This is a genomic window from Micromonospora sp. WMMD754 (assembly GCF_049315235.1).
In the GTDB taxonomy this organism is placed as follows: Bacteria; Actinomycetota; Actinomycetes; order Mycobacteriales; family Micromonosporaceae; genus Micromonospora; species Micromonospora sediminicola.
In genome coordinates, this window is sequence record NZ_CP186058.1 from 2,761,929 (window position 1) to 2,779,333 (window position 17,405).

Annotated in this window: 16 protein-coding genes; 13 read left to right on the forward strand and 3 right to left on the reverse strand. The window is 72.0% G+C overall.

Going from position 1 to position 17,405, the window contains the following annotated elements:
- The first annotated feature begins 22 nt into the window (after positions 1–22).
- The 6 genes from ACN27B_RS13580 (at position 23) to ACN27B_RS13605 (ending at position 4,591) form a co-directional block, all read left to right on the forward strand.
- Entirely contained in the window at positions 23–1,039 is a 1,017-nt protein-coding gene (locus ACN27B_RS13580) for a hemolysin family protein (protein ID WP_422745247.1), read from the forward strand.
- Between the two features lie 33 nt (positions 1,040–1,072).
- Positions 1,073–2,098, forward strand: a complete 1,026-nt coding sequence (gene trpS / locus ACN27B_RS13585; RefSeq protein ID WP_422745249.1) for a tryptophan--tRNA ligase — start codon at positions 1,073–1,075, stop codon at positions 2,096–2,098.
- Positions 2,099–2,141: 43 nt separating this feature from the next.
- Positions 2,142–2,705, forward strand: a complete 564-nt coding sequence (locus tag ACN27B_RS13590; RefSeq protein ID WP_172968033.1) for a 2'-5' RNA ligase family protein — start codon at positions 2,142–2,144, stop codon at positions 2,703–2,705.
- A 56-nt stretch (positions 2,706–2,761) separates the two neighbouring features.
- Positions 2,762–3,703 (forward strand): YhjD/YihY/BrkB family envelope integrity protein, encoded by a 942-nt coding sequence (locus ACN27B_RS13595; protein ID WP_099162643.1) that lies wholly within the window; start codon positions 2,762–2,764, stop codon positions 3,701–3,703.
- Positions 3,700–4,074: a GntR family transcriptional regulator gene (locus tag ACN27B_RS13600; protein WP_099162642.1), complete on the forward strand. Its 375-nt coding sequence runs from the start codon at positions 3,700–3,702 to the stop codon at positions 4,072–4,074. The genes ACN27B_RS13595 and ACN27B_RS13600 overlap by 4 nt, the downstream gene beginning before the upstream one ends.
- Positions 4,075–4,147: 73 nt before the next feature.
- Entirely contained in the window at positions 4,148–4,591 is a 444-nt protein-coding gene (locus tag ACN27B_RS13605; RefSeq protein ID WP_099162641.1) for a hypothetical protein, read from the forward strand.
- Between the two features lie 150 nt (positions 4,592–4,741).
- Here the strand turns inward: ACN27B_RS13605 and ACN27B_RS13610 are convergent, their stop codons facing one another.
- Positions 4,742–6,376, reverse strand: coding sequence for a glycoside hydrolase family 13 protein (locus tag ACN27B_RS13610; protein ID WP_099162640.1), 1,635 nt, complete (start codon positions 6,374–6,376; stop codon positions 4,742–4,744).
- A 277-nt stretch (positions 6,377–6,653) separates the two neighbouring features.
- Positions 6,654–7,724, reverse strand: a complete 1,071-nt coding sequence (locus ACN27B_RS13615; RefSeq protein ID WP_099162639.1) for a LacI family DNA-binding transcriptional regulator — start codon at positions 7,722–7,724, stop codon at positions 6,654–6,656.
- A gap of 197 nt (positions 7,725–7,921) precedes the next feature.
- On the opposite strand from ACN27B_RS13615, the gene ACN27B_RS13620 reads away from it, so the two are divergent.
- The 4 genes from ACN27B_RS13620 (at position 7,922) to ACN27B_RS13635 (ending at position 13,665) form a co-directional block, all read left to right on the forward strand.
- Positions 7,922–9,175, forward strand: a complete 1,254-nt coding sequence (locus ACN27B_RS13620) for a sugar ABC transporter substrate-binding protein (RefSeq protein ID WP_099162638.1) — start codon at positions 7,922–7,924, stop codon at positions 9,173–9,175.
- Positions 9,175–10,818, forward strand: a complete 1,644-nt coding sequence (locus ACN27B_RS13625; RefSeq protein WP_099162637.1) for an ABC transporter permease subunit — start codon at positions 9,175–9,177, stop codon at positions 10,816–10,818. Before ACN27B_RS13620 ends, ACN27B_RS13625 begins: the two co-directional genes overlap by 1 nt.
- Positions 10,815–11,714 (forward strand): sugar ABC transporter permease, encoded by a 900-nt coding sequence (locus ACN27B_RS13630; protein WP_099162636.1) that lies wholly within the window; start codon positions 10,815–10,817, stop codon positions 11,712–11,714. The genes ACN27B_RS13625 and ACN27B_RS13630 overlap by 4 nt, the downstream gene beginning before the upstream one ends.
- A 142-nt stretch (positions 11,715–11,856) precedes the next feature.
- Positions 11,857–13,665 (forward strand): glycoside hydrolase family 13 protein, encoded by a 1,809-nt coding sequence (locus tag ACN27B_RS13635; RefSeq protein WP_422745253.1) that lies wholly within the window; start codon positions 11,857–11,859, stop codon positions 13,663–13,665.
- 55 nt (positions 13,666–13,720) lie between these two features.
- On the opposite strand, the gene ACN27B_RS13640 is transcribed toward ACN27B_RS13635, so the two are convergent.
- Positions 13,721–14,308, reverse strand: coding sequence for a TetR/AcrR family transcriptional regulator (locus ACN27B_RS13640; RefSeq protein ID WP_422745255.1), 588 nt, complete (start codon positions 14,306–14,308; stop codon positions 13,721–13,723).
- A 97-nt stretch (positions 14,309–14,405) separates the two neighbouring features.
- Here ACN27B_RS13640 and ACN27B_RS13645 point away from each other — a divergent pair, with 97 nt between their 5' ends.
- From ACN27B_RS13645 to ACN27B_RS13655, 3 genes are all read left to right on the forward strand, one after another.
- The gene (locus ACN27B_RS13645) at positions 14,406–15,398 is read left to right on the forward strand and encodes a hypothetical protein (protein ID WP_422745257.1); all 993 of its coding nucleotides are present in this window, start codon (positions 14,406–14,408) and stop codon (positions 15,396–15,398) included.
- A gap of 56 nt (positions 15,399–15,454) precedes the next feature.
- Positions 15,455–15,796: a hypothetical protein gene (locus ACN27B_RS13650; protein ID WP_098746061.1), complete on the forward strand. Its 342-nt coding sequence runs from the start codon at positions 15,455–15,457 to the stop codon at positions 15,794–15,796.
- 277 nt (positions 15,797–16,073) lie between these two features.
- Positions 16,074–17,144, forward strand: a complete 1,071-nt coding sequence (locus ACN27B_RS13655; protein ID WP_172968032.1) for a BMP family lipoprotein — start codon at positions 16,074–16,076, stop codon at positions 17,142–17,144.
- Positions 17,145–17,405 lie beyond the last annotated feature (261 nt).

Consider the following 17,405-nt stretch of genomic DNA (forward strand, 5'->3'; position numbering starts at 1 on the left):
TCCGCTGTCTACCATCCTTGTCATGCGGGAGGCAGGTGGTCCCGGGCCTCGGCGGCGACCGCCGGGGCGGCCCCGGCGCGAACCCGGCCCGCTCGCCCGGACCGTGGCCCGCCTCGTGGTCCGCGCCGCCGACGGCGCCACCCGCCTGGTCACCGACCTGCTCGGGGCGAGCCCCACCGCCGGCCGCGAGCGGATCAGCGAGGCCGAGCTGCGCGACCTGGTCGCGGCGAACACGCTGCTCGACCCGGACGAGCGGCGGATCATCGACGAGGTGCTGGTGGCCGGCGCGCGGCTGGTCCGCGAGGTGATGGTGCCCCGCACCGAGGTGGTCTTCCTCGCCGCCGGCCTGCCCGTGGCCGCGGCGCAGCGGCTGGTCCGCGACGACCCGCACACCCGCTACCCCGTGGTCGACGGCACCCACGACGACGTGGTCGGCCTGGTGCACCTGCGCGACGTGCTGCTGCGCCCGGGCCCGGACGCCCGGGTCACCGTCGGCGAGCTGACCCGTGAGGTCAAGCGGCTGCCCGACAGCAAACGGGTGCTCGCGGCGCTGACCGAGATGCGCCGCGAGGGCCACCACCTGGCCGTGGTGGTCGACGAGTACGGCGGCACCGCCGGCATCGTGACCTGCGAGGACCTGGTCGAGGAACTGGTCGGGGAGATCCACGACGAGGGCCACGGGCCGCCCGACGCCGAGCCCGCCGGCCTGCCCGCCGTGGTCGACGGTCGGCTCAACCTGACCGACTTCGCCGAGCGCACCGGGGTGCCGCTGCCCGCCGGCCCGTACGAGACGGTCGGCGGCTACGTGATGGCCGCGCTGGGCCGGCTGCCGGTGGCCGGCGACGAGGTGCCGGTCGCCGTCGACCCGGTCGACGGATCGGGACCGACCGATCCGGAGGGCTGGCTGCTGCGGGTGCTGGCGCTCGACGGCCGACGGGTGTCCCGCCTGGTGGTCTCCGCGGCGCGGCTGCCCGAGCCCCGGCGCGAGGTCAGCGGCCCGCCGCCGGCCGTACCCGCCCGACCCGCCGGCCCGTCATGACGGGCGCCGGGGCTTGCTGACAGAATTGCCGCCATGTCCGACGTACCCGCCCGGCCGCGCGTCTTCTCCGGCATCCAGCCGACCGCCGACTCGTTCCACCTCGGCAACTACCTGGGCGCGCTGCGGCACTGGGTGGCCCTGCAGGAGAGCCACGACGCGTTCTACTGCGTGGTGGACCTGCACGCGATCACCGCCGGGCACGAACCGAAGGTGCTCAAGCAGCGCAGCCGGGTGGCCGCCGCGCAGCTCTTCGCGCTGGGCATCGACCCGGACCGCAGCACCCTGTTCGTCCAGTCGCAGGTGCCCGAGCACCCGCAGCTGGCCTGGGTGCTCGGCTGCATCACCGGCTTTGGCGAGGCCGGCCGGATGACCCAGTTCAAGGACAAGTCGCAGAAGCAGGGCAGCGAGCGGGCCAGCGTCGGCCTGTTCACCTACCCGATCCTGCAGGCCGCCGACATCCTGCTCTACCAGGCGAACGCGGTGCCGGTCGGCGAGGACCAGCGGCAGCACCTGGAGCTCTCCCGCGACCTGGCCCAGCGGTTCAACTCGCTGTTCGGGCCGACCTTCACGATGCCCGCCCCGCACATCGTGAAGGACACCGCGAAGATCACCGACCTGCAGGACCCGACGGCCAAGATGTCGAAGTCGTCCTCCTCGCCGGCCGGGATCATCGACCTGCTGGAGGACCCGGCCCGCTCGGCCAAGAAGATCCGCTCGGCGGTCACCGACACCGGCCGCGAGATCGTCTTCGACGCCGAGGGCAAGCCGGGCATCTCCAACCTGCTCACCATCTACTCCGCGCTCTCCGGCCGCGGCATCGACGACGTGGTCGCCGCGTACGACGGCAAGGGCTACGGCGACCTGAAGAAGGACCTCGCCGAGGTGGTGCGGGAGTTCGTCACGCCGATCCAGGCGCGCACCAACGGCTACCTGGACGACCCGGCCCAGCTCGACAAGCTGCTCGCCCGGGGCGCGGAGAAGGCCCGGGCGGTCGCGGCCGAGACGCTGCGCACCGCGTACGAGCGGGTCGGCTTCTTCCCGCCGGTGCGGTTCGAGTAGCGGCCCGGGCGGGGCGGGAGTGACGCAGTCGGTGGCCGGAGGGATGGCGCGCAACGTGCCGGGCGGTGACGCGGCGCCGGACGGCGGCGACACGATCCAGATCGGGATCGCGGTCGACGTCCCCGAACCGTGGGGCGGGCAGCTCACCCGCCGCCGGATTTCCGCCGGCGACCCGCAGGCGGTCCCCGCGCACGTCACCCTTCTCGGCCCCACCGAGATCCCGGTACGCGCGCTGCCGGCCGTCGAGGAGCACCTGGCCCGGGTGGCGGCCACGCACCTGCCGTTCACCCTGCACCTGCGCGGCACCGGCACGTTCCGCCCGGTCACCCAGGTGGTGTTCGTGGCGGTGGCCGCCGGGATCAGCGAGTGCGAGCTGCTCGCCGCCGCCATCAACTCCGCCCCCGAGCTGCGCCGGGAAGCGCGCTTCCCCTACCACCCGCACGTGACGGTGGCCCAGGACGTGCCGCCCGAGGTGCTGGACAAGGCGTACGAGGACCTGGCCGACTTCTCCGCGCTGTTCGAGGTGGACGCGTTCACGCTCTTCTCGCACAGCGGGGCGACCCGGTGGCAGCCCCGCCGCGACTTCCGGCTGGGCGGCCCGCGCTGAGCACTCGGCCGGCCGGGCCGCCTCCGCCGGGAGCGGGGATCGGCGAGGATGACGGGGTGAACGTCTTCGGCCGGATCGAGACGGCCCTCGGGCGCCGTGTCGACGCGGCTCGTGGTCGATCGTCGGTCTTCGACCACCTCTGGCTGGCCGGGACGCTCTACGCCGACCTGATGGCCGGCCGGCTCGCCGCCGCCATCGCCTACTACGGGTTCTTCGCCGTGTTCGCGCTCGCTCTGGTCGCGTACTGGATCTTCGGCGCGGTGCTGCGGGACAACGAGGAGGTCAGCCGCGCGGCGGCCGAGTTCCTGCGGGAGAACCTGCCCTTCCTCGACCCGGCCCAGATCGCCGAGAGCAGCAACACCGTCGGCGTGGTCGGCCTGGTCATCCTGGTCTTCACCGGCATCGGCTGGGTGGAGGCGATCCGTTCCTCGCAGCGCCTGATGTACGGCTTCAACCAGCAGCCCGGCAACCTGGTGGTGCGCCGGCTGGTCGACCTGGGCGTGCTGGTCGCGGTCTTCGTGCTGCTCTTCGTCTCGGTCGCCGCGGTCGACGCGCTGGAGTCGCTGCTGCGGTTCCTGCTGCGCAGCACCGGCTCGGTGGGCCTGACCACGGTCAGCGCGGTGCTGAGCGTGCTGGTCAACGCCGTGCTCGCCGCCGCGCTGCTGCTCGCCGTGCCCCGGCTGCGGATGAGCCGGCGCCGGCTGCGCCCGGCGGTGCTGACCGTCGCGGTCGGGATCACGCTGCTCAACACCGTGGGGCGCTACTACGTGGTCCGCACCGAGCGGAACCCGGCGTACACGGTGGTGGCCACCGCCGTGGGGCTGCTGCTCTACCTCTACCTGCTCAACCAACTGGTGCTCTTCGGCGCCGCGCTCGCCGCCACCAGCCGCTACGGCCGGGTGGTGGACCTGGCCGAGGGCGGGGCGCGGGAGGTGGACGTGGAGGCCGACGTGCTCGACGAGGAGACCGACCCGGGCACCCCCGGAGGCGGCGGATGAGCGCCCGGATCCGGATCGACGCCGGGTCGGCCACCCCTCCGTACGAGCAGGTGCGCGCGCAGCTCGCGGCAATGGTGGGGGACGGGCGGCTGGCGGTGGGCACCCGGCTGCCCGCGGTCCGGCAGCTCGCCGCGGACCTGGGGCTGGCGGTGAACACGGTGGCCCGGGCCTACCGGGAGCTGGAGGCCGCCGGGCTGGTCGAGACCCGGGGCCGGCACGGCACCGTGGTGGCACCGGGGCGGGACGACGCTTCCGACCGGCTGCACCGTGCCGCCGCGGACTACGCCGCCGAGGCGCGTCGCCTGGGTGTCCCGCCGGAGCGGGCGCTCGCCCTGGTCCGTGCGGCGCTGGACGCCGGTACGCGTGGCTGAGAGCGGTCGCCTGAGCGGGGAGAGTCCGGGGATTGCGCTCCCCGGTCGTGCGGGCAACGACCATGATGGGCCGGTGGGCGCACTCGTGACACTGGACCTGCCGGACGACTCCCCGATGCTGGGCCTGCCGTGGATCATCACGTTCGCCCCGCTCGGCCCGGAGGACGAGTGGGAGCCGGTGGTCTGCGGGCCGTACGAGCGGCCGCACGCGCTCGCCCTGGCCGAGGCCGTGGTGGCCGAGGAGCAGCTGATGGCGGTGGTGGAGCCGCTGCTGCCGGCGCTGACGCCGGAGGAGATCCGGGGCGAGATCGCCGCCGCGCAGATCGCCGCCGCGGACGAGGCGGCCCAGGCCGACCAGGCCGATCTCTACGGTGACTTCGAGGACGTCATCGACGAGGAGCTGGAACTGGCCGCCGAGCGCCGCCCGGAGCCGGAGCCGGCGAACCCGCCGGACCGCGACGAGGTGCGCGCCGGGTTCGCCCGGATCGCCGCGCTGCTCACCGCCAAGGGCGGCTGACGACACGGGTCCCCGATGGACACCGGCCCCCCGGGAGCGGACTCCCGAGGGGCCGGTACCACCTCACCCCCCACCACAAGGGGTCGGCAGCCCAGCCGCCCGTCGGCGCGGAGCACAACGGACGACCAGGTCGTTGGCGGGTTACCCGGCTCAGCGCCGTTCGAACCACGCAGCTGCGTCCACCGGCAGGACGTGCCCGTCGCCCTGCTCGGTGAGATCGGCGCTGGCGACGAGCGGCCGGCCGAAGCCGGTCACCGTCACGTCGGCGCCGCTGATGTTGACCACGCAGGTCAGCTCGGTGTCCCCGGCGGCGCGGCGGAACGCCAGCACGCCGGGCTCGGTCTCCAGCCAGGTGATGCCACCGAGGCCGGCCAGCGCCGGGTGCTCACCGCGGATCCGCAGCGCGGCCCGGTAGAGCTCCAGCGTCGAGGAGGGCGTGCCGGTCTGCGCGGCCACCGAGAGGGACCGCCAGGTCGCCGGCGCCGGCAGCCAGCTCAGCTCGCTGCCGTCCGGCCCGAAGCCGTACGGGGCCAGCTCGCCGCTCCACGGGATCGGCACCCGGCAGCCGTCGCGGCTCTCCCCGGTGCGCCGGAACGCCGGGTCCTGGCGCAGCTCGTCGGGGAGGTCCAGCACCTCCGGCAGGCCCAGCTCCTCGCCCTGGTAGACGTAGGCGCAGCCGGGCAGCGCGAACATCAGCAGCGCGGCGGCGCGGGCGCGGCGCAGGCCGACCTCGCCGTCGCCGTAGCGGGTGACGTGGCGCTGCCGGTCGTGGTTGGAGAGCACCCAGGTGGTGGGCGCGCCGACGATCGTCGACTCGGCGAGCGCGGTGTCGATCACCTTGCGGAACGAGTCGGCCGACCAGGTGGCGTCGAGGAAGTCGAAGCTGAACGCCTGGTGCAGCTCGTCCGGGCCGATGTAGCGGGCCAGCCGCTGCGGGGTCTCGGCCCAGGCCTCGGCGACCGCCATCCGACCGCCGGGGTAGCTGTCCAGGATGGGCCGCCAGGCGCGGTAGATGTCGTGCACCTCGTCCTGGTCGAAGTAGGGCAGCCGGCCCTTGCCCAGCAGCTCCGACTGACGCTGGCCGGTGGTCATCGAGTTGAAGCCGACGTCCGGCAGGCCCTCGGCCTTGATCATCCCGTGCGCCACGTCGATCCGGAAGCCGTCCACGCCGCGGTCCAGCCAGAAGCGCAGGACGTCCTCGAACTCGGCCCGCACCTCGGGGTGGCGCCAGTTCAGGTCGGGCTGGGCCGGGTCGAAGAGGTGCAGGTACCACTGGCCGTCGACCACCCGGGTCCACGCCGGGCCGCCGAAGATGCTCTCCCAGTCGTTCGGGGGCAGCTCGCCCTGCTCGCCCTTGCCGTCGGCGAACAGGTAGCGCTCGCGCTCCGGCGAGCCCGGACCGGCGGCGAGCGCCGCGGTGAACCACGGGTGCGCGCTGGAGGTGTGGTTGGGCACCAGGTCGACGATGATCCGCAGGCCCAGGGCGTGCGCGTCGGTGATCATCTCGTCGAAGTCGGTCAGGTTGCCGAAGAGCGGATCCACGTCCCGGTAGTCGGACACGTCGTAGCCGGCGTCGACCTGCGGCGAGGTGTAGAAGGGGGTCAGCCAGAGCGCGTCGACGCCGAGGTCACGCAGGTACGGCAGGCGCTGCCGGATGCCCTGGAGGTCACCGACACCGTCGGAGTTCGCGTCGGCGAAGCTGCGGACGTAGACCTGGTAGACGACCGCGGACCGCCACCAGTCGTCGTCGGCGGCCAGCGGCGTGGGGGTGGGGGCGGAGGTCATCGGATGTCGATTCCCGTTCTGTGGTGGCGCAGGGTGTCTGAGCAGAATGCCGCGCCGGCTCTGCAAGAGTCAAGCATTCCTTGCGCAAGAAATGACACCGATCACCTCCCAGCCAGGAGGATCACGCTTCCACCCCCGTCCCGAATCCCGGGACTTCCCGCACAGAGCGTCGCCCCCGAGCGGCCCCCGCGATCTTGCAGTTGCGGCCCTCGGTCCGCGCGCTTCACCCCTTTTGTCAGGGCGGAAAGTGCAAGATCGCCGGGGTGAGGGGGGTGGGTCAGGCGGGGACGGCCAGGGAGGTGGGGGCGGGACGTTGGCGCTTGGGGGCGGTGGTGGGGCGGGCAACCGCGGTGGAGCCGCGCACCACCAGCTCGGGGCGGAACAGGTACTCGGAGTTGGGGGAGGGGTGGCCGTTGATCTCGTCGACCAGCGCCCGCACCGCCGCGACCGCCATGGCGGCGACCGGCTGGCGCACGGTGGTCAGCGGCGGGTCGGTGAACGCCATCAGCGGGGAGTCGTCGTACCCGACCACGGAGATGTCCTCGGGCACGGACAGGCCGCGCTGACGGGCCGCCCGGATCGCGCCGAGCGCCATCAGGTCGGAGCCGCAGACCAGTCCGGTGGCGCCGCGCTCGATGAGCCGGCCGGCGGCGGCCTCGCCGCCCTCCACGCCGAACAGGGAGAGCTCGGTCAGCTCGGTCAGGTCCTCGTCGGAGATGTCCGTGAGGCGCCCCATCGCCGCCTTGTAGCCGGCGACCTTGCGCTGCACCGGGACGAACCGGTCCGGGCCGGTGATCAGGCCGATCCGTCGGTGCCCGAGCGCCACCAGGTGGGCGACGGCGAGTTCGGCGGACTCACGGTCGTCGCAGGAGACGAAGGGCGCGGGGATCCCCGGGGCGTAGCCGTTGATCATGACGATCGGCAGCGGCCGGGCGAGCAGCGTGCGGTAGCGGTCGTGGTCCGCGGCCGTGTCGGCGTGCAGGCCGGAGACGAAGACGATGCCGGAGACCTGGCGGTCCAGCAGCATCTCGACGTACTCGTCCTCACGGACGCCGCCGGGGGTCTGGGTGCAGAGCACCGGCGTGTAGCCGGTCGGGGCGAGGGCGGACTCGATGATCTGGGCGAACGCCGGGAAGATCGGGTTGTCCAGCTCGGGCACGACCAGGCCGACCAGCCCGGCGCTGCGCTTGCGCAGCCGGGCCGGTCGCTCGTAGCCGAGCACGTCGAGGGCGGTGAGGACGGCCTGCCGGGTCTCGGGGGCCACTCCGGGGCGGTCGTTGAGCACCCGCGACACCGTGGCCTCGCTGACTTCGGCCTGTTGGGCGATGTCGGACAGTCGAGCGCGCATGGCGGCACTTTAGCTCAACGGCAAAGTCTTGCGTACACTTCTGCAAGCCCTTCCATTCTCTGCAACCTCTTGCTAACGTCCCCGCAACATGCGAGAGCAGCGGCGCAGCACCCCCGCGCCGGTCAGCAAGAACTTTCAGAGGTTTCCACTGGTGGTCGCCCTTCCCCCGGCGGGCCACCATGACGACAGGAGTACCGATGCGCATCCGTACCGCGGGTGTGGTCGCCGTCCTCGGCCTGGCGCTCGCCGCGTCCGGCTGTGGTGACAGCGGCAGCGACAAGCCGGCCGCCGAGAAGTCCGCCGACAAGGCGACCGGCGGCAAGCTGGTCATCTGGGCCGACGACAAGCGCACCGCCGCCCTCAAGCCCTTCGCCGAGGAGTTCGGCAAGGAGAACGGCGTGACCGTCGAGGTCCAGGCCGTCTCCAAGGACCTGCAGACCAACTTCGTCACCGCCTCCCAGCAGGGCAGCGGCCCGGACGTCGTGGTCGGCGCGCACGACTGGATCGGCAACATGGTCCAGAACGGCGCCATCGACCCGGTGCAGCTGCCGGCCGAGCAGAAGAGCGGCTTCAACGAGACCGCCATCAAGGCCGTCACGTTCAACGGCCAGCTCTACGGCGTGCCCTACGCCACCGAGAACGTGGCGCTGCTCCGCAACACCGAGCTGGCCCCCGAGGCGCCGAAGACGATCGAGGACCTGGTCGCCACCGGCAAGAAGCTCAAGGCCGACAAGAAGGCCAGCGAGATCCTCTGCCTCCAGTCCGGCCAGAACGGCGACGCGTACCACATCTACCCGCTGTACACCTCGGGTGGCGGCAACCTGTTCGGCACCGCCGCCAACGGCGACTACGACCCGAAGGACCTGGGCGTGGGCAAGCCGGAGTCGATCGCGGCCTTCCAGAAGATCGCGAAGCTCGGTGAGAAGGGCGACGGCGCGCTGAAGCGTTCCATCACCCCGGAGAACGCCATCTCCACCTTCACCGGCAAGAAGTGCGCCTTCCTGGTCTCCGGCCCGTGGGCCGTGGCCGACGCCAAGAAGGCCGGCATCAAGTACGACATCTCCCCGGTCCCCGGCTTCGCCGGTGGCAAGGAGGCCCAGCCGTTCGTGGGCGTCCAGGCGTTCTACGTGGCCGCCAAGGGCAAGAACAAGGCCCTGGCCCAGGAGTTCGTCACCAACTACGTGACCAAGCCCGAGCTGGCCGTCGCGCTGTACAAGGCCGAGCCGCGCCCGCCGGCGCTGACCGCCGCCTTCGACCAGGTCAAGGGCGAGGACCCGGACCTGGCCAAGTTCTCCGAGGCCGGCAAGAACGGCCAGGTGCTCCCGGCGATCCCGGCCATGGCCGCGATCTGGGACCCGTTCGGCAAGGCGGAGGCCGCCATCATCGGTGGCGCCGACCCGGCCAAGACGATCACGGCCGCTGGCAAGACCATCCAGGGTCAGATCAAGTAATGAGCGCGCCGCTGTCCGGCCCGGGGTCTGCCACGCAGACCCCGGGCCGGGAGCCCGCCCGCCCCGGGCTCCCGCGCACGTCCCGTACCGCGCGGAACCACGCGCCGATCACCGCGACCGGCCTCGTCGTCAAGGTGGTCCTGCTCGGCCTGGTGGCCGGGATCGCGATCTGGGCGGCGTTCCCGCTCATCGAGGCCGAACAGTGGATCGGGCTGGGTGTCCTGGCGGTCACCACCGCCGGCCTGTTCTACCTCTACCTGAGCCGCCGGCACATCCCGGCCAAGTACCTGGTCCCCGGCACGCTCTTCCTGATCGCCTTCCAGGTCTTCCCGGTGCTCTACACCGCGAGCACCGCGTTCACGAACTTCGGCGACGGCCACCGGGGCAGCAAGGACGACGCGATCGTCGCCATCCAGACCTCCTCGGTGAAGCAGGTCCCCGGCTCCACCGAATACAACCTCAGCATCGCGACCAAGGGCGACCCGGCCACCGGCGCCCTGGTGTTCCTGCTCAGCGACCCGAAGACCAAGGAGGTCTTCGCCGGGGACGCGGGCGGGCTGCGCAAGCTCGACGCCGCCGACGTGACGGTGAGCAGCCTCAGCGGCAAGGTCACCGCCGCCGACGGCTACACCGTGCTGAACATCGGCCAGGCCAGCGGCCGCAGCGACGCCGTCACCGCGCTGATCGTCCCCACCGACACCGGCGCCATCCGCTCCAACGGCCTCACCCGGGCCTACGAGGGCAAGGCGGCCCGGGCGTACGACGCCGGCTGCGACTGCGTCAAGGACAGCGAGACCGGCAAGACCTGGAGCGCGGACGAGAAGGTCGGTTCCTTCGTCGCCGCCGACGGGGAGCGGCTCACCCAGGGCTGGAAGGTGAACGTCGGGCTGAAGAACTTCAGCGCCGTGCTCACCGACCCGAACATCTCCAAGCCGTTCTTCGGCACCCTGGCCTGGAACTTCGCGTTCGCGATCGGCTCCACCGGCTTCACCTTCCTGCTCGGCATGGCCATCGCGCTCGCCCTGCACTCGCCCCGGATGAAGGGCACGAACTTCTACCGGGTACTGCTGATCCTCCCGTACGCGATGCCGTCGTTCGCGATGCTGCTGGTCTGGCGGGACATGTTCAACACCGACTTCGGCCTGGTCAACAACCTGTTCGGGCTGGACGTCGACTGGTTCGGCGGCTCCTGGTCGGCCCGGATCGCGGTGCTGCTGGTGCAGCTCTGGCTCGGCTACCCGTACATGTTCCTGGTGGCCACCGGTGCGTTGCAGGCCATCCCGCGGGAGCTGACCGAGGCCACCTCGGTCGACGGGGCGACGCCCTGGCAGTCGTTCCGGGCGGTCACCCTGCCGCTGCTGCTGGTGGCGCTCTCGCCGCTGCTGATCGCGTCGTTCGCGTACAACTTCAACAACGTCAACGCGATCCTGTTCACCACCGAGGGTGGGCCGTTCGCGCCGGACAACCCGCGCAACGGCGCCACCGACCTGCTGATCACCTACACCTACCGGTTGGCGTTCGGCGCGCAGGGCGCCGAGTTCGGCCTGGCCGCCACCGTGTCGATCTTCATCTTCGCGATCGTGGCGACGGTGTCGGCGATCAGCTTCCGGCGCACTCGCAAGCAGGAGGAGGTGTACTCGTGACCAGCATCGCGGAAGCCCCGGTGGCCAACCGCAACGCGGCCGGCCGGGCGCGCAGCCGGTGGTTCAGCCAGGTGGGCTGGCGACACCTGGTCGGGGTGCTGGCCGTCGTGTTCAGCCTCTTCCCGATCCTGTTCGTGATCTCGGCGGCGCTCAACCCGCTCGGCACGCTCTCCTCCACCGAGCTGCTGCCGACCGGGGCGTCGCTGGAGAACTTCACCAACCTGTTCGACCGCACCGCGTTCGGCCACTGGTTCCTCAACTCGCTGCTGCTGGCGGGCGTGGCCAGCTTCGCGTCGATCTTCCTGTCGGCGCTGGCCGCGTACGCGTTCTCCCGGATGCGGTTCGCCGGGCGCCGGGTCGGCCTGCTCACGCTGCTGCTGATCCAGATGTTCCCGCAGTTCCTGGCCATCGTGGCGATCTTCCTGATCTTCACCACGGTCACCGACCTGTACCCGGCGATCGGCTTCAACACCCCGTGGGGCCTGTTCCTGCTCTACATGGGTGGCGCGCTGGGAGCGAACACCTGGCTGATGAAGGGCTTCTTCGACACGCTGCCGAAGGAGCTGGACGAGTCGGCGACCATGGACGGCGCCTCGCACGTGCAGGTCTTCTTCCGGATCATGCTGCCGCTGGTGGCGCCGATCCTGGCGGTGACCGGCCTGCTCGCGTTCATCGGGTCGATCAACGAGTTCATCATCGCCAACGTGTTCCTCACCAACACCGAGTCGAAGACCCTCGCGGTCGGCATGTACGGCCTGGTGGCGGGCGAACGCAACAACAACTTCGGGATCTTCGCGGCGGGCACGCTGCTCACCGCGGTCCCGACGGTGCTGGTGTTCCAACTGCTCCAGCGCTACATCGTCTCCGGCCTCACCTCCGGAGCCGTCAAGGGCTGAGCCTCCTCGGCTCACGCTGCGGCAAGGGCGTCGTGTCGGCGTACACCGGAGCGGTTCTCGGGCGGACCGCCGCGGTCGGGTGACACCGACCGCGGCGGGTGCCCGCCCCACTCCCTGTCGGTACGACGCGAAAGGCATCACCATGTCCCTGCAACCGCACCACGACGGGTCCGCCACCTACGTCCCGGAGCAGGAGCCCGCGCTCGGGCAGACCGTTCCCGTCTTCGTCCGGGTGCCCGCCGGCGCCGGCGTCCGCCAGGTGCACCTGCGCACCACCGGCGACGGCGAGCCGCACTTCGCCGAGGCGGTGGTCGACCGCACCGCCGACGGTGACGTGTGGTGGCGGGCCGACGTCGAGGTCCGCAACCCGGTCAGCAACTACCGCTTCCTGCTCGACGGCGACCACGGTGCCCGCTGGCTGAACGCGGCCGGCACGGCCGCCCACGACGTGCCGGACCACGGTGACTTCAAGCTGGTCAGCTACGCGCCGCCGCCGGCCTGGGCCCGGGACGCGGTGATCTACCAGATCTTCCCGGACCGGTTCGCCCGCTCCGCCGCCGCCGACACCCGGACCGCGCCGGACTGGGCCATCCCGTGCGACTGGGACACCCCGGTGATCGGCCGTGGCCCGGAGACGCCCCGCCAGTTCTACGGCGGCGACCTCGACGGGATCACCGAGCGCCTGGACCACCTGGACCGGCTCGGCGTCAACACGGTCTACCTCACGCCGGTCTTCCCGGCCCGCTCCAACCACCGGTACGACGCGTCCAGCTTCGACACGGTGGACCCGCTGCTCGGCGGCGACGCCGCGCTGGCCCGGCTCGCCGACGCGGTGCACGCCCGGGGCTGGCGGCTGCTCGGCGACATCACCAGCAACCACACCGGCGACGCCCACGACTGGTTCACCGCCGCCGTCTCCGACGTGCACGCGCCCGAACGCGAGCTGTACTACTTCGACCTGCCCGGACAGGACTACGAGTCCTGGAACGGGGTCAAGTCGCTGCCGAAGCTCAACTGGGGCAGCGCGGAGCTGCGCCGCCGGTTCGCCACGGCCGAGGACTCGCTGCTGCGCCGCTGGCTGCGCCCGCCGTACGGGCTGGACGGCTGGCGGGTGGACGTGGCGAACATGACCGGCCGGCGGGGCGCCGACGCCTACACCCACGAGGTGGCGCGGCTGCTGCGTGAGGTGGTCGCCGAGACCCGGGCGGACGCGTTGCTGCTCGCCGAGCACGGCCACGACCACACCGGTGACCTGGACCGGGACGGCTGGCACGGGACGATGAACTACGTCGGCTTCACCGACCCGGTCTGGTCCTGGCTGCGCGCGGGCGACGACCCGGTGCCGAACTTCCTCGGCACACCGGGCGGGGTACGGCGGCGGGACGCGGGCGCGGTGCTCGCCACGATGAACACGTACCGGTCGCTGGTGTCGTGGCGGTCGTACACCCACTCGTGGCAGCTGCTCGGCTCGCACGACTCGGCCCGGATCCGCACCGTGGTCGGTGACGCGGCCCGGCAGGAGGTGGCCGCCGGCCTGCTCGCCACCATGCCCGGCACGCCGGTGGTGTTCGCCGGGGACGAGCTGGGGCTGACCGGCACCAACGGGGAGGGCTCGCGGACCCCGATGCCGTGGCACCGGCCGGAGAGCTGGGACCGGCGCACGTTCGACGCGTACCGGTCGTTGCTGGCGCTGCGCCGCGACGAGCCGGCGCTGCGGCACGGCGGCCTGCGGTGGGTGCACGCGGACGCGGACACGCTGGTGTTCCTGCGCGAGGCGCCGTCCGGCACGGTGCTGGCCCTGGCCCGCCGCGCCCCCGGCGCCCCGGTCCGCCTGACCGGCCTGCCTGCCGCCGACAACATCTACGGCGGCGCGCCGGCGCTGCGCCCGTCCGTCGACGGCACGGTGACGCTGCCGGCGGACGGCCCCACCTTCCAGCTCTGGCGCCTGTGAAAGGAGGGGCCCCTAGTTAACGCATTCTGCATAACAAGGGGCCCCTCCCAACACCTCAGCGCAGGAGGGCTCGGGCGCCGGTCAGGTAGGTCTCGCGGTCGGGGGAGCCGGTGAGGATGCGCTGGGTGAAGTAGCCGGGGACCAGCCCGAACAGGGCCGCGCCGACCGCCTCCGGATCCGCCTCCGGGGGCAGCTCGCCGGCCTCGCGCGCCCGGGTGGCGGCGGCGACGAAGTGGGCCCGCAGCCGGGTGTAGGTGGCCGCGACGAACTCCGCCAGCACCGGGTCCCGCTGCGCCTCGCTCCACACCTGCAACGCCAGCGGCAGCACCCCGTCCGGGCCGAGCTGGGTGTCGACGAAGGTGAGGGCCCGCTCCAGCACCCCGGTCAGCGGCAGCGGCGGGTCGGCCGTGGACAGCTCGGCGAAGGCCGCGTCCGCGGTGCCGATCACGGCCTGGGCGATGGCCGTGATCAGGTCGTTCTTGCTCGGGAAGTAGCGGTAGACCGCGCCGACCGAGAGCCCGGCCTCCCTGATCACGTCCTGCATCGAGGTGTGGTGGAAGCCGTCGCGCACGAAGCACCGCCGGGCCGCGTCGAGGATCTGCTGACGGCGGGCGGCGAGGTGCTGCTCGGAGACTCGTGGCACGTCCCACATTCTAAAGCGAACGTTCGTTCTTGACGAAGTCCGCGCGGAGGCGCACGCTCGTCTCAAGAGAACGAACATTCGTTTTAGGGAGACGCCGATGCTCCGGTCCCGCTCGCCCTGGACCCTCGCCGCGCTGCTGGTCGGCCTGACGGTGGTCGTGCAGGCGCTGCTCGTACCCCTGTTCGCGGCGCCGGCCGCGCACCTCGCGCCGCGCGACCTGCCGGTCGCGGTGGCCGGGCCACCGCCGGCCACCGCGCAGCTGGCCGCCCGGCTCGCCGCCGCCCGGCCCGGCGGCTTCGCTGTCACCAGGCTCCCGGACGCGGCGGCCGCCGACCGGGCGCTGCGGGACCGCGAGGTGTACGCCGCGTTCGTGGCCGGCCCGGACGGCGTCGCGCTGCACACCGCGCCGGCCGCCAGCCCCACCGTGGCCGCCCTGCTCACCGAGGCCGCCGGCCAGCTCTCCGGCGGCCGCCCGGTGCCGGTGACGCCCGTCGTGCCGGCCGACCCGGACGACCCGCGCGGCGCCGGCTTCGCCGCCGGCTTCCTGCCGCTGGCGCTCACCGGCATGCTGGCCGGCGCGCTGCTCACGCTGCTGGTCGCCGGTCGCGCCGCGCGCTTCGCCGGCCTGATCGGGTACGCGGTGGTCGCCGCTGGCGTCGGCGTCGCGGTGCTGCACGGCTGGCTCGGTCTCGTCGACGGCGACCCGTGGCGGGAGGCCGGCGCGATCGGGCTGTTCTCGCTCGCCGCCGCCGGCACGGTGGCCGGGCTGGGCGCATTGCTCGGCCGCGCCGGGATCGGGCTCGGCGCGCTGCTGGTCTTCCTGGTCGGCAACCCGCTCTCGGCGGTCGCCGCCGCGCCCGAGCTGCTGCCGCAGCCGTGGGGGACGGTCGGTCAGTTCCTGCCGGTCGGCGCCGGCGGCACGCTGCTGCGGTCGGCAGCCTTCTTCGACGGCGCGGGGGCCGGTCGGTCGCTGGCCGTGCTGGCCGGATACGCGCTGGTCGGGCTGGCGCTCGTGCTGATCGGCCGACGGTCCGGCGGGCTCGGCGAGGCGCCGGTGTCGCGCCCGGCCCGAGCCGAGGTCACGGTATGACGGCACCTCGGCGGGCCCCTACTACAAAGCGTCGTTGATGGGGGAGGATGGCCGGCGTGGAAGCTCTTCGTCTGATCCTTCTCTACGTCCATCTGATCGGTTTCGCGCTGCTGCTCGGCGGCGGGATCGCCCAGTACGTCACCGGCCGACTGCGGATCAACGCCGCGATGCTGTGGGGGGCGGTGATCCAGATCCTGACCGGTCTCGGACTGTCCGCCCCGCTGCGCGACGGGGACGAGCCCGCCCCCGCGAAGCTTGTTACCAAGTTGGTGCTCGCGCTGCTCATCTTCGTCATGGTCTTCTTCTCCCGTAAGCGGGAGTCCGTGAACCGTGGGCACTTCCTTGCGATCATCGGGTTGACGCTGCTCAACGCGGCGGTCGCGGTCTTCTGGCGGTAGTTCGCCGAGAGGTCGGGGAGGTGCCGGAAACGGACGTTCGCGACACCGCCCATCAGGTCTGTCAGCACGAGAAGTGATCTGCCCCACCCAAGGGTTACACCGGGGTAACGGACGCTCAACAGTCGTGCACGATTGTCGGCCGGTGGGTGGGCGCGGGCGTACGCTCCCGTCCGTAACGTGGGACGCCGGCGGCACACCGCAGGCCGGCGCAAGGGCTGCGCACCGCGCACGACGCGGTGGGCAATGGGAAGGAGACGTCTTGCGCTCTGTGCGTGGGATGCGGATCGCCTCCGCCGTCGTGGCGGGTGGCCTCGTGCTGGGCGCCGCCGCGTGTGGTGAGGCTCCCGACGACGACAACAACGCCGGCGGCACCGGCGACAAGAAGTACAGCGCCTGCATGGTGACCGACGTCGGTGGCATCGACGACAAGTCCTTCAACACCTCGGCCTGGAAGGGCCTCCAGGAGGCGCAGAAGGAAAACGGTGACATCGAGATCAAGAACGTCCAGTCGAAGGCCGAGGCGGACTACGAGGTCAACCTCAAGGGCTTCGTCAACCAGAAGTGCGACTTCATCCTGGCCGTCGGTGGCCTGATGTCGGACGCCACCAAGGCGGCGGCGCAGGCGAACCCGAACCAGCAGTTCGCGATCGTGGACGCCAACCCGGCCGTGGACAACATCTACCCGATGCAGTTCGACACCGCACAGGCCGCCTTCCAGGCCGGCTACCTCGCCGCCGGGATGAGCAAGACCGGCAAGGTGGGCACCTACGGCGGCCTGCCGATCCCGCCGGTCACCATCTTCATGGACGGCTTCGCCGACGGCGTGGCCTACTACAACAAGGCCAAGAGCAAGAACGTCCAGGTGCTGGGCTGGGACAAGGCCACCCAGAAGGGCTCCTTCACCAACGACTTCGTCAAGCAGGACGAGGGCAAGAAGGTGTCCGACGCGCTGGTCGCCCAGGGCGCCGACATCGTCATGCCGGTCGCCGGCGGCGCCGGCCTCGGCACCACCTCCGCGGCCAAGGCCTCGGGCGGCAAGTACTCCGTCGTCTGGGTGGACGTCGACGGCTGCGAGAGCACCCCGGACTGCTCGGCGATCCTCACCACGGTCGTCAAGAACATCCCGGAGGCCGTCAAGGAGGCCGTGCTGAAGGCCGCCGGTGGCGAGAAGCTGCAGGCCAAGCCGGGCTTCGTGGGCACGCTGGCCAACACCGGCGTCTCCATCGCGCCGTACCACGACTTCGACAGCAAGGTCCCGGCGGACCTGAAGGCCGAGGTCGACAAGATCAAGGCGGACATCTCCGCCGGCACCATCACGGTCACCTCGAAGGCCCAGCCGACCAAGTGACCGCTCCGCCGGCCGTCGCGGTGAGATCATCGACCGCGGGGGCCGGCGGGCACCAGCACTGACGATCCGGCCGTCCCGGCGCACGGGGTCCGCACCCCGCGCCTCGGGGCGGCCGGTCACCTTGATCCCCACACCCCCACCCGGCGCGGTGGCGGCGCGGCAGTGGCTACGCTGCACCATCGCTCGCACTCCAGGAGGTTGCGCTGAGACTCGAACTGCGCGGCATCACCAAACGGTTCGGTGATCTGGTCGCCAACGACC

Coding starts and splice junctions, on each gene's coding strand:
- trpS (WP_422745249.1), top strand. CDS start 1,073: ATGTCCGACGTACCCGCCCGGCCGCGCGTCTTCTCCGGCATCCAGCCG.
- ACN27B_RS13620 (WP_099162638.1), top strand. CDS start 7,922: ATGCGCATCCGTACCGCGGGTGTGGTCGCCGTCCTCGGCCTGGCGCTC.
- ACN27B_RS13635 (WP_422745253.1), top strand. CDS start 11,857: ATGTCCCTGCAACCGCACCACGACGGGTCCGCCACCTACGTCCCGGAG.
- ACN27B_RS13645 (WP_422745257.1), top strand. CDS start 14,406: ATGCTCCGGTCCCGCTCGCCCTGGACCCTCGCCGCGCTGCTGGTCGGC.
- ACN27B_RS13655 (WP_172968032.1), top strand. CDS start 16,074: ATGCGGATCGCCTCCGCCGTCGTGGCGGGTGGCCTCGTGCTGGGCGCC.
- ACN27B_RS13615 (WP_099162639.1), bottom strand. CDS start 7,724: ATGCGCGCTCGACTGTCCGACATCGCCCAACAGGCCGAAGTCAGCGAG.
- ACN27B_RS13580 (WP_422745247.1), top strand. CDS start 23: ATGCGGGAGGCAGGTGGTCCCGGGCCTCGGCGGCGACCGCCGGGGCGG.
- ACN27B_RS13600 (WP_099162642.1), top strand. CDS start 3,700: ATGAGCGCCCGGATCCGGATCGACGCCGGGTCGGCCACCCCTCCGTAC.
- ACN27B_RS13610 (WP_099162640.1), bottom strand. CDS start 6,376: ATGACCTCCGCCCCCACCCCCACGCCGCTGGCCGCCGACGACGACTGG.
- ACN27B_RS13625 (WP_099162637.1), top strand. CDS start 9,175: ATGAGCGCGCCGCTGTCCGGCCCGGGGTCTGCCACGCAGACCCCGGGC.
- ACN27B_RS13590 (WP_172968033.1), top strand. CDS start 2,142: ATGGCGCGCAACGTGCCGGGCGGTGACGCGGCGCCGGACGGCGGCGAC.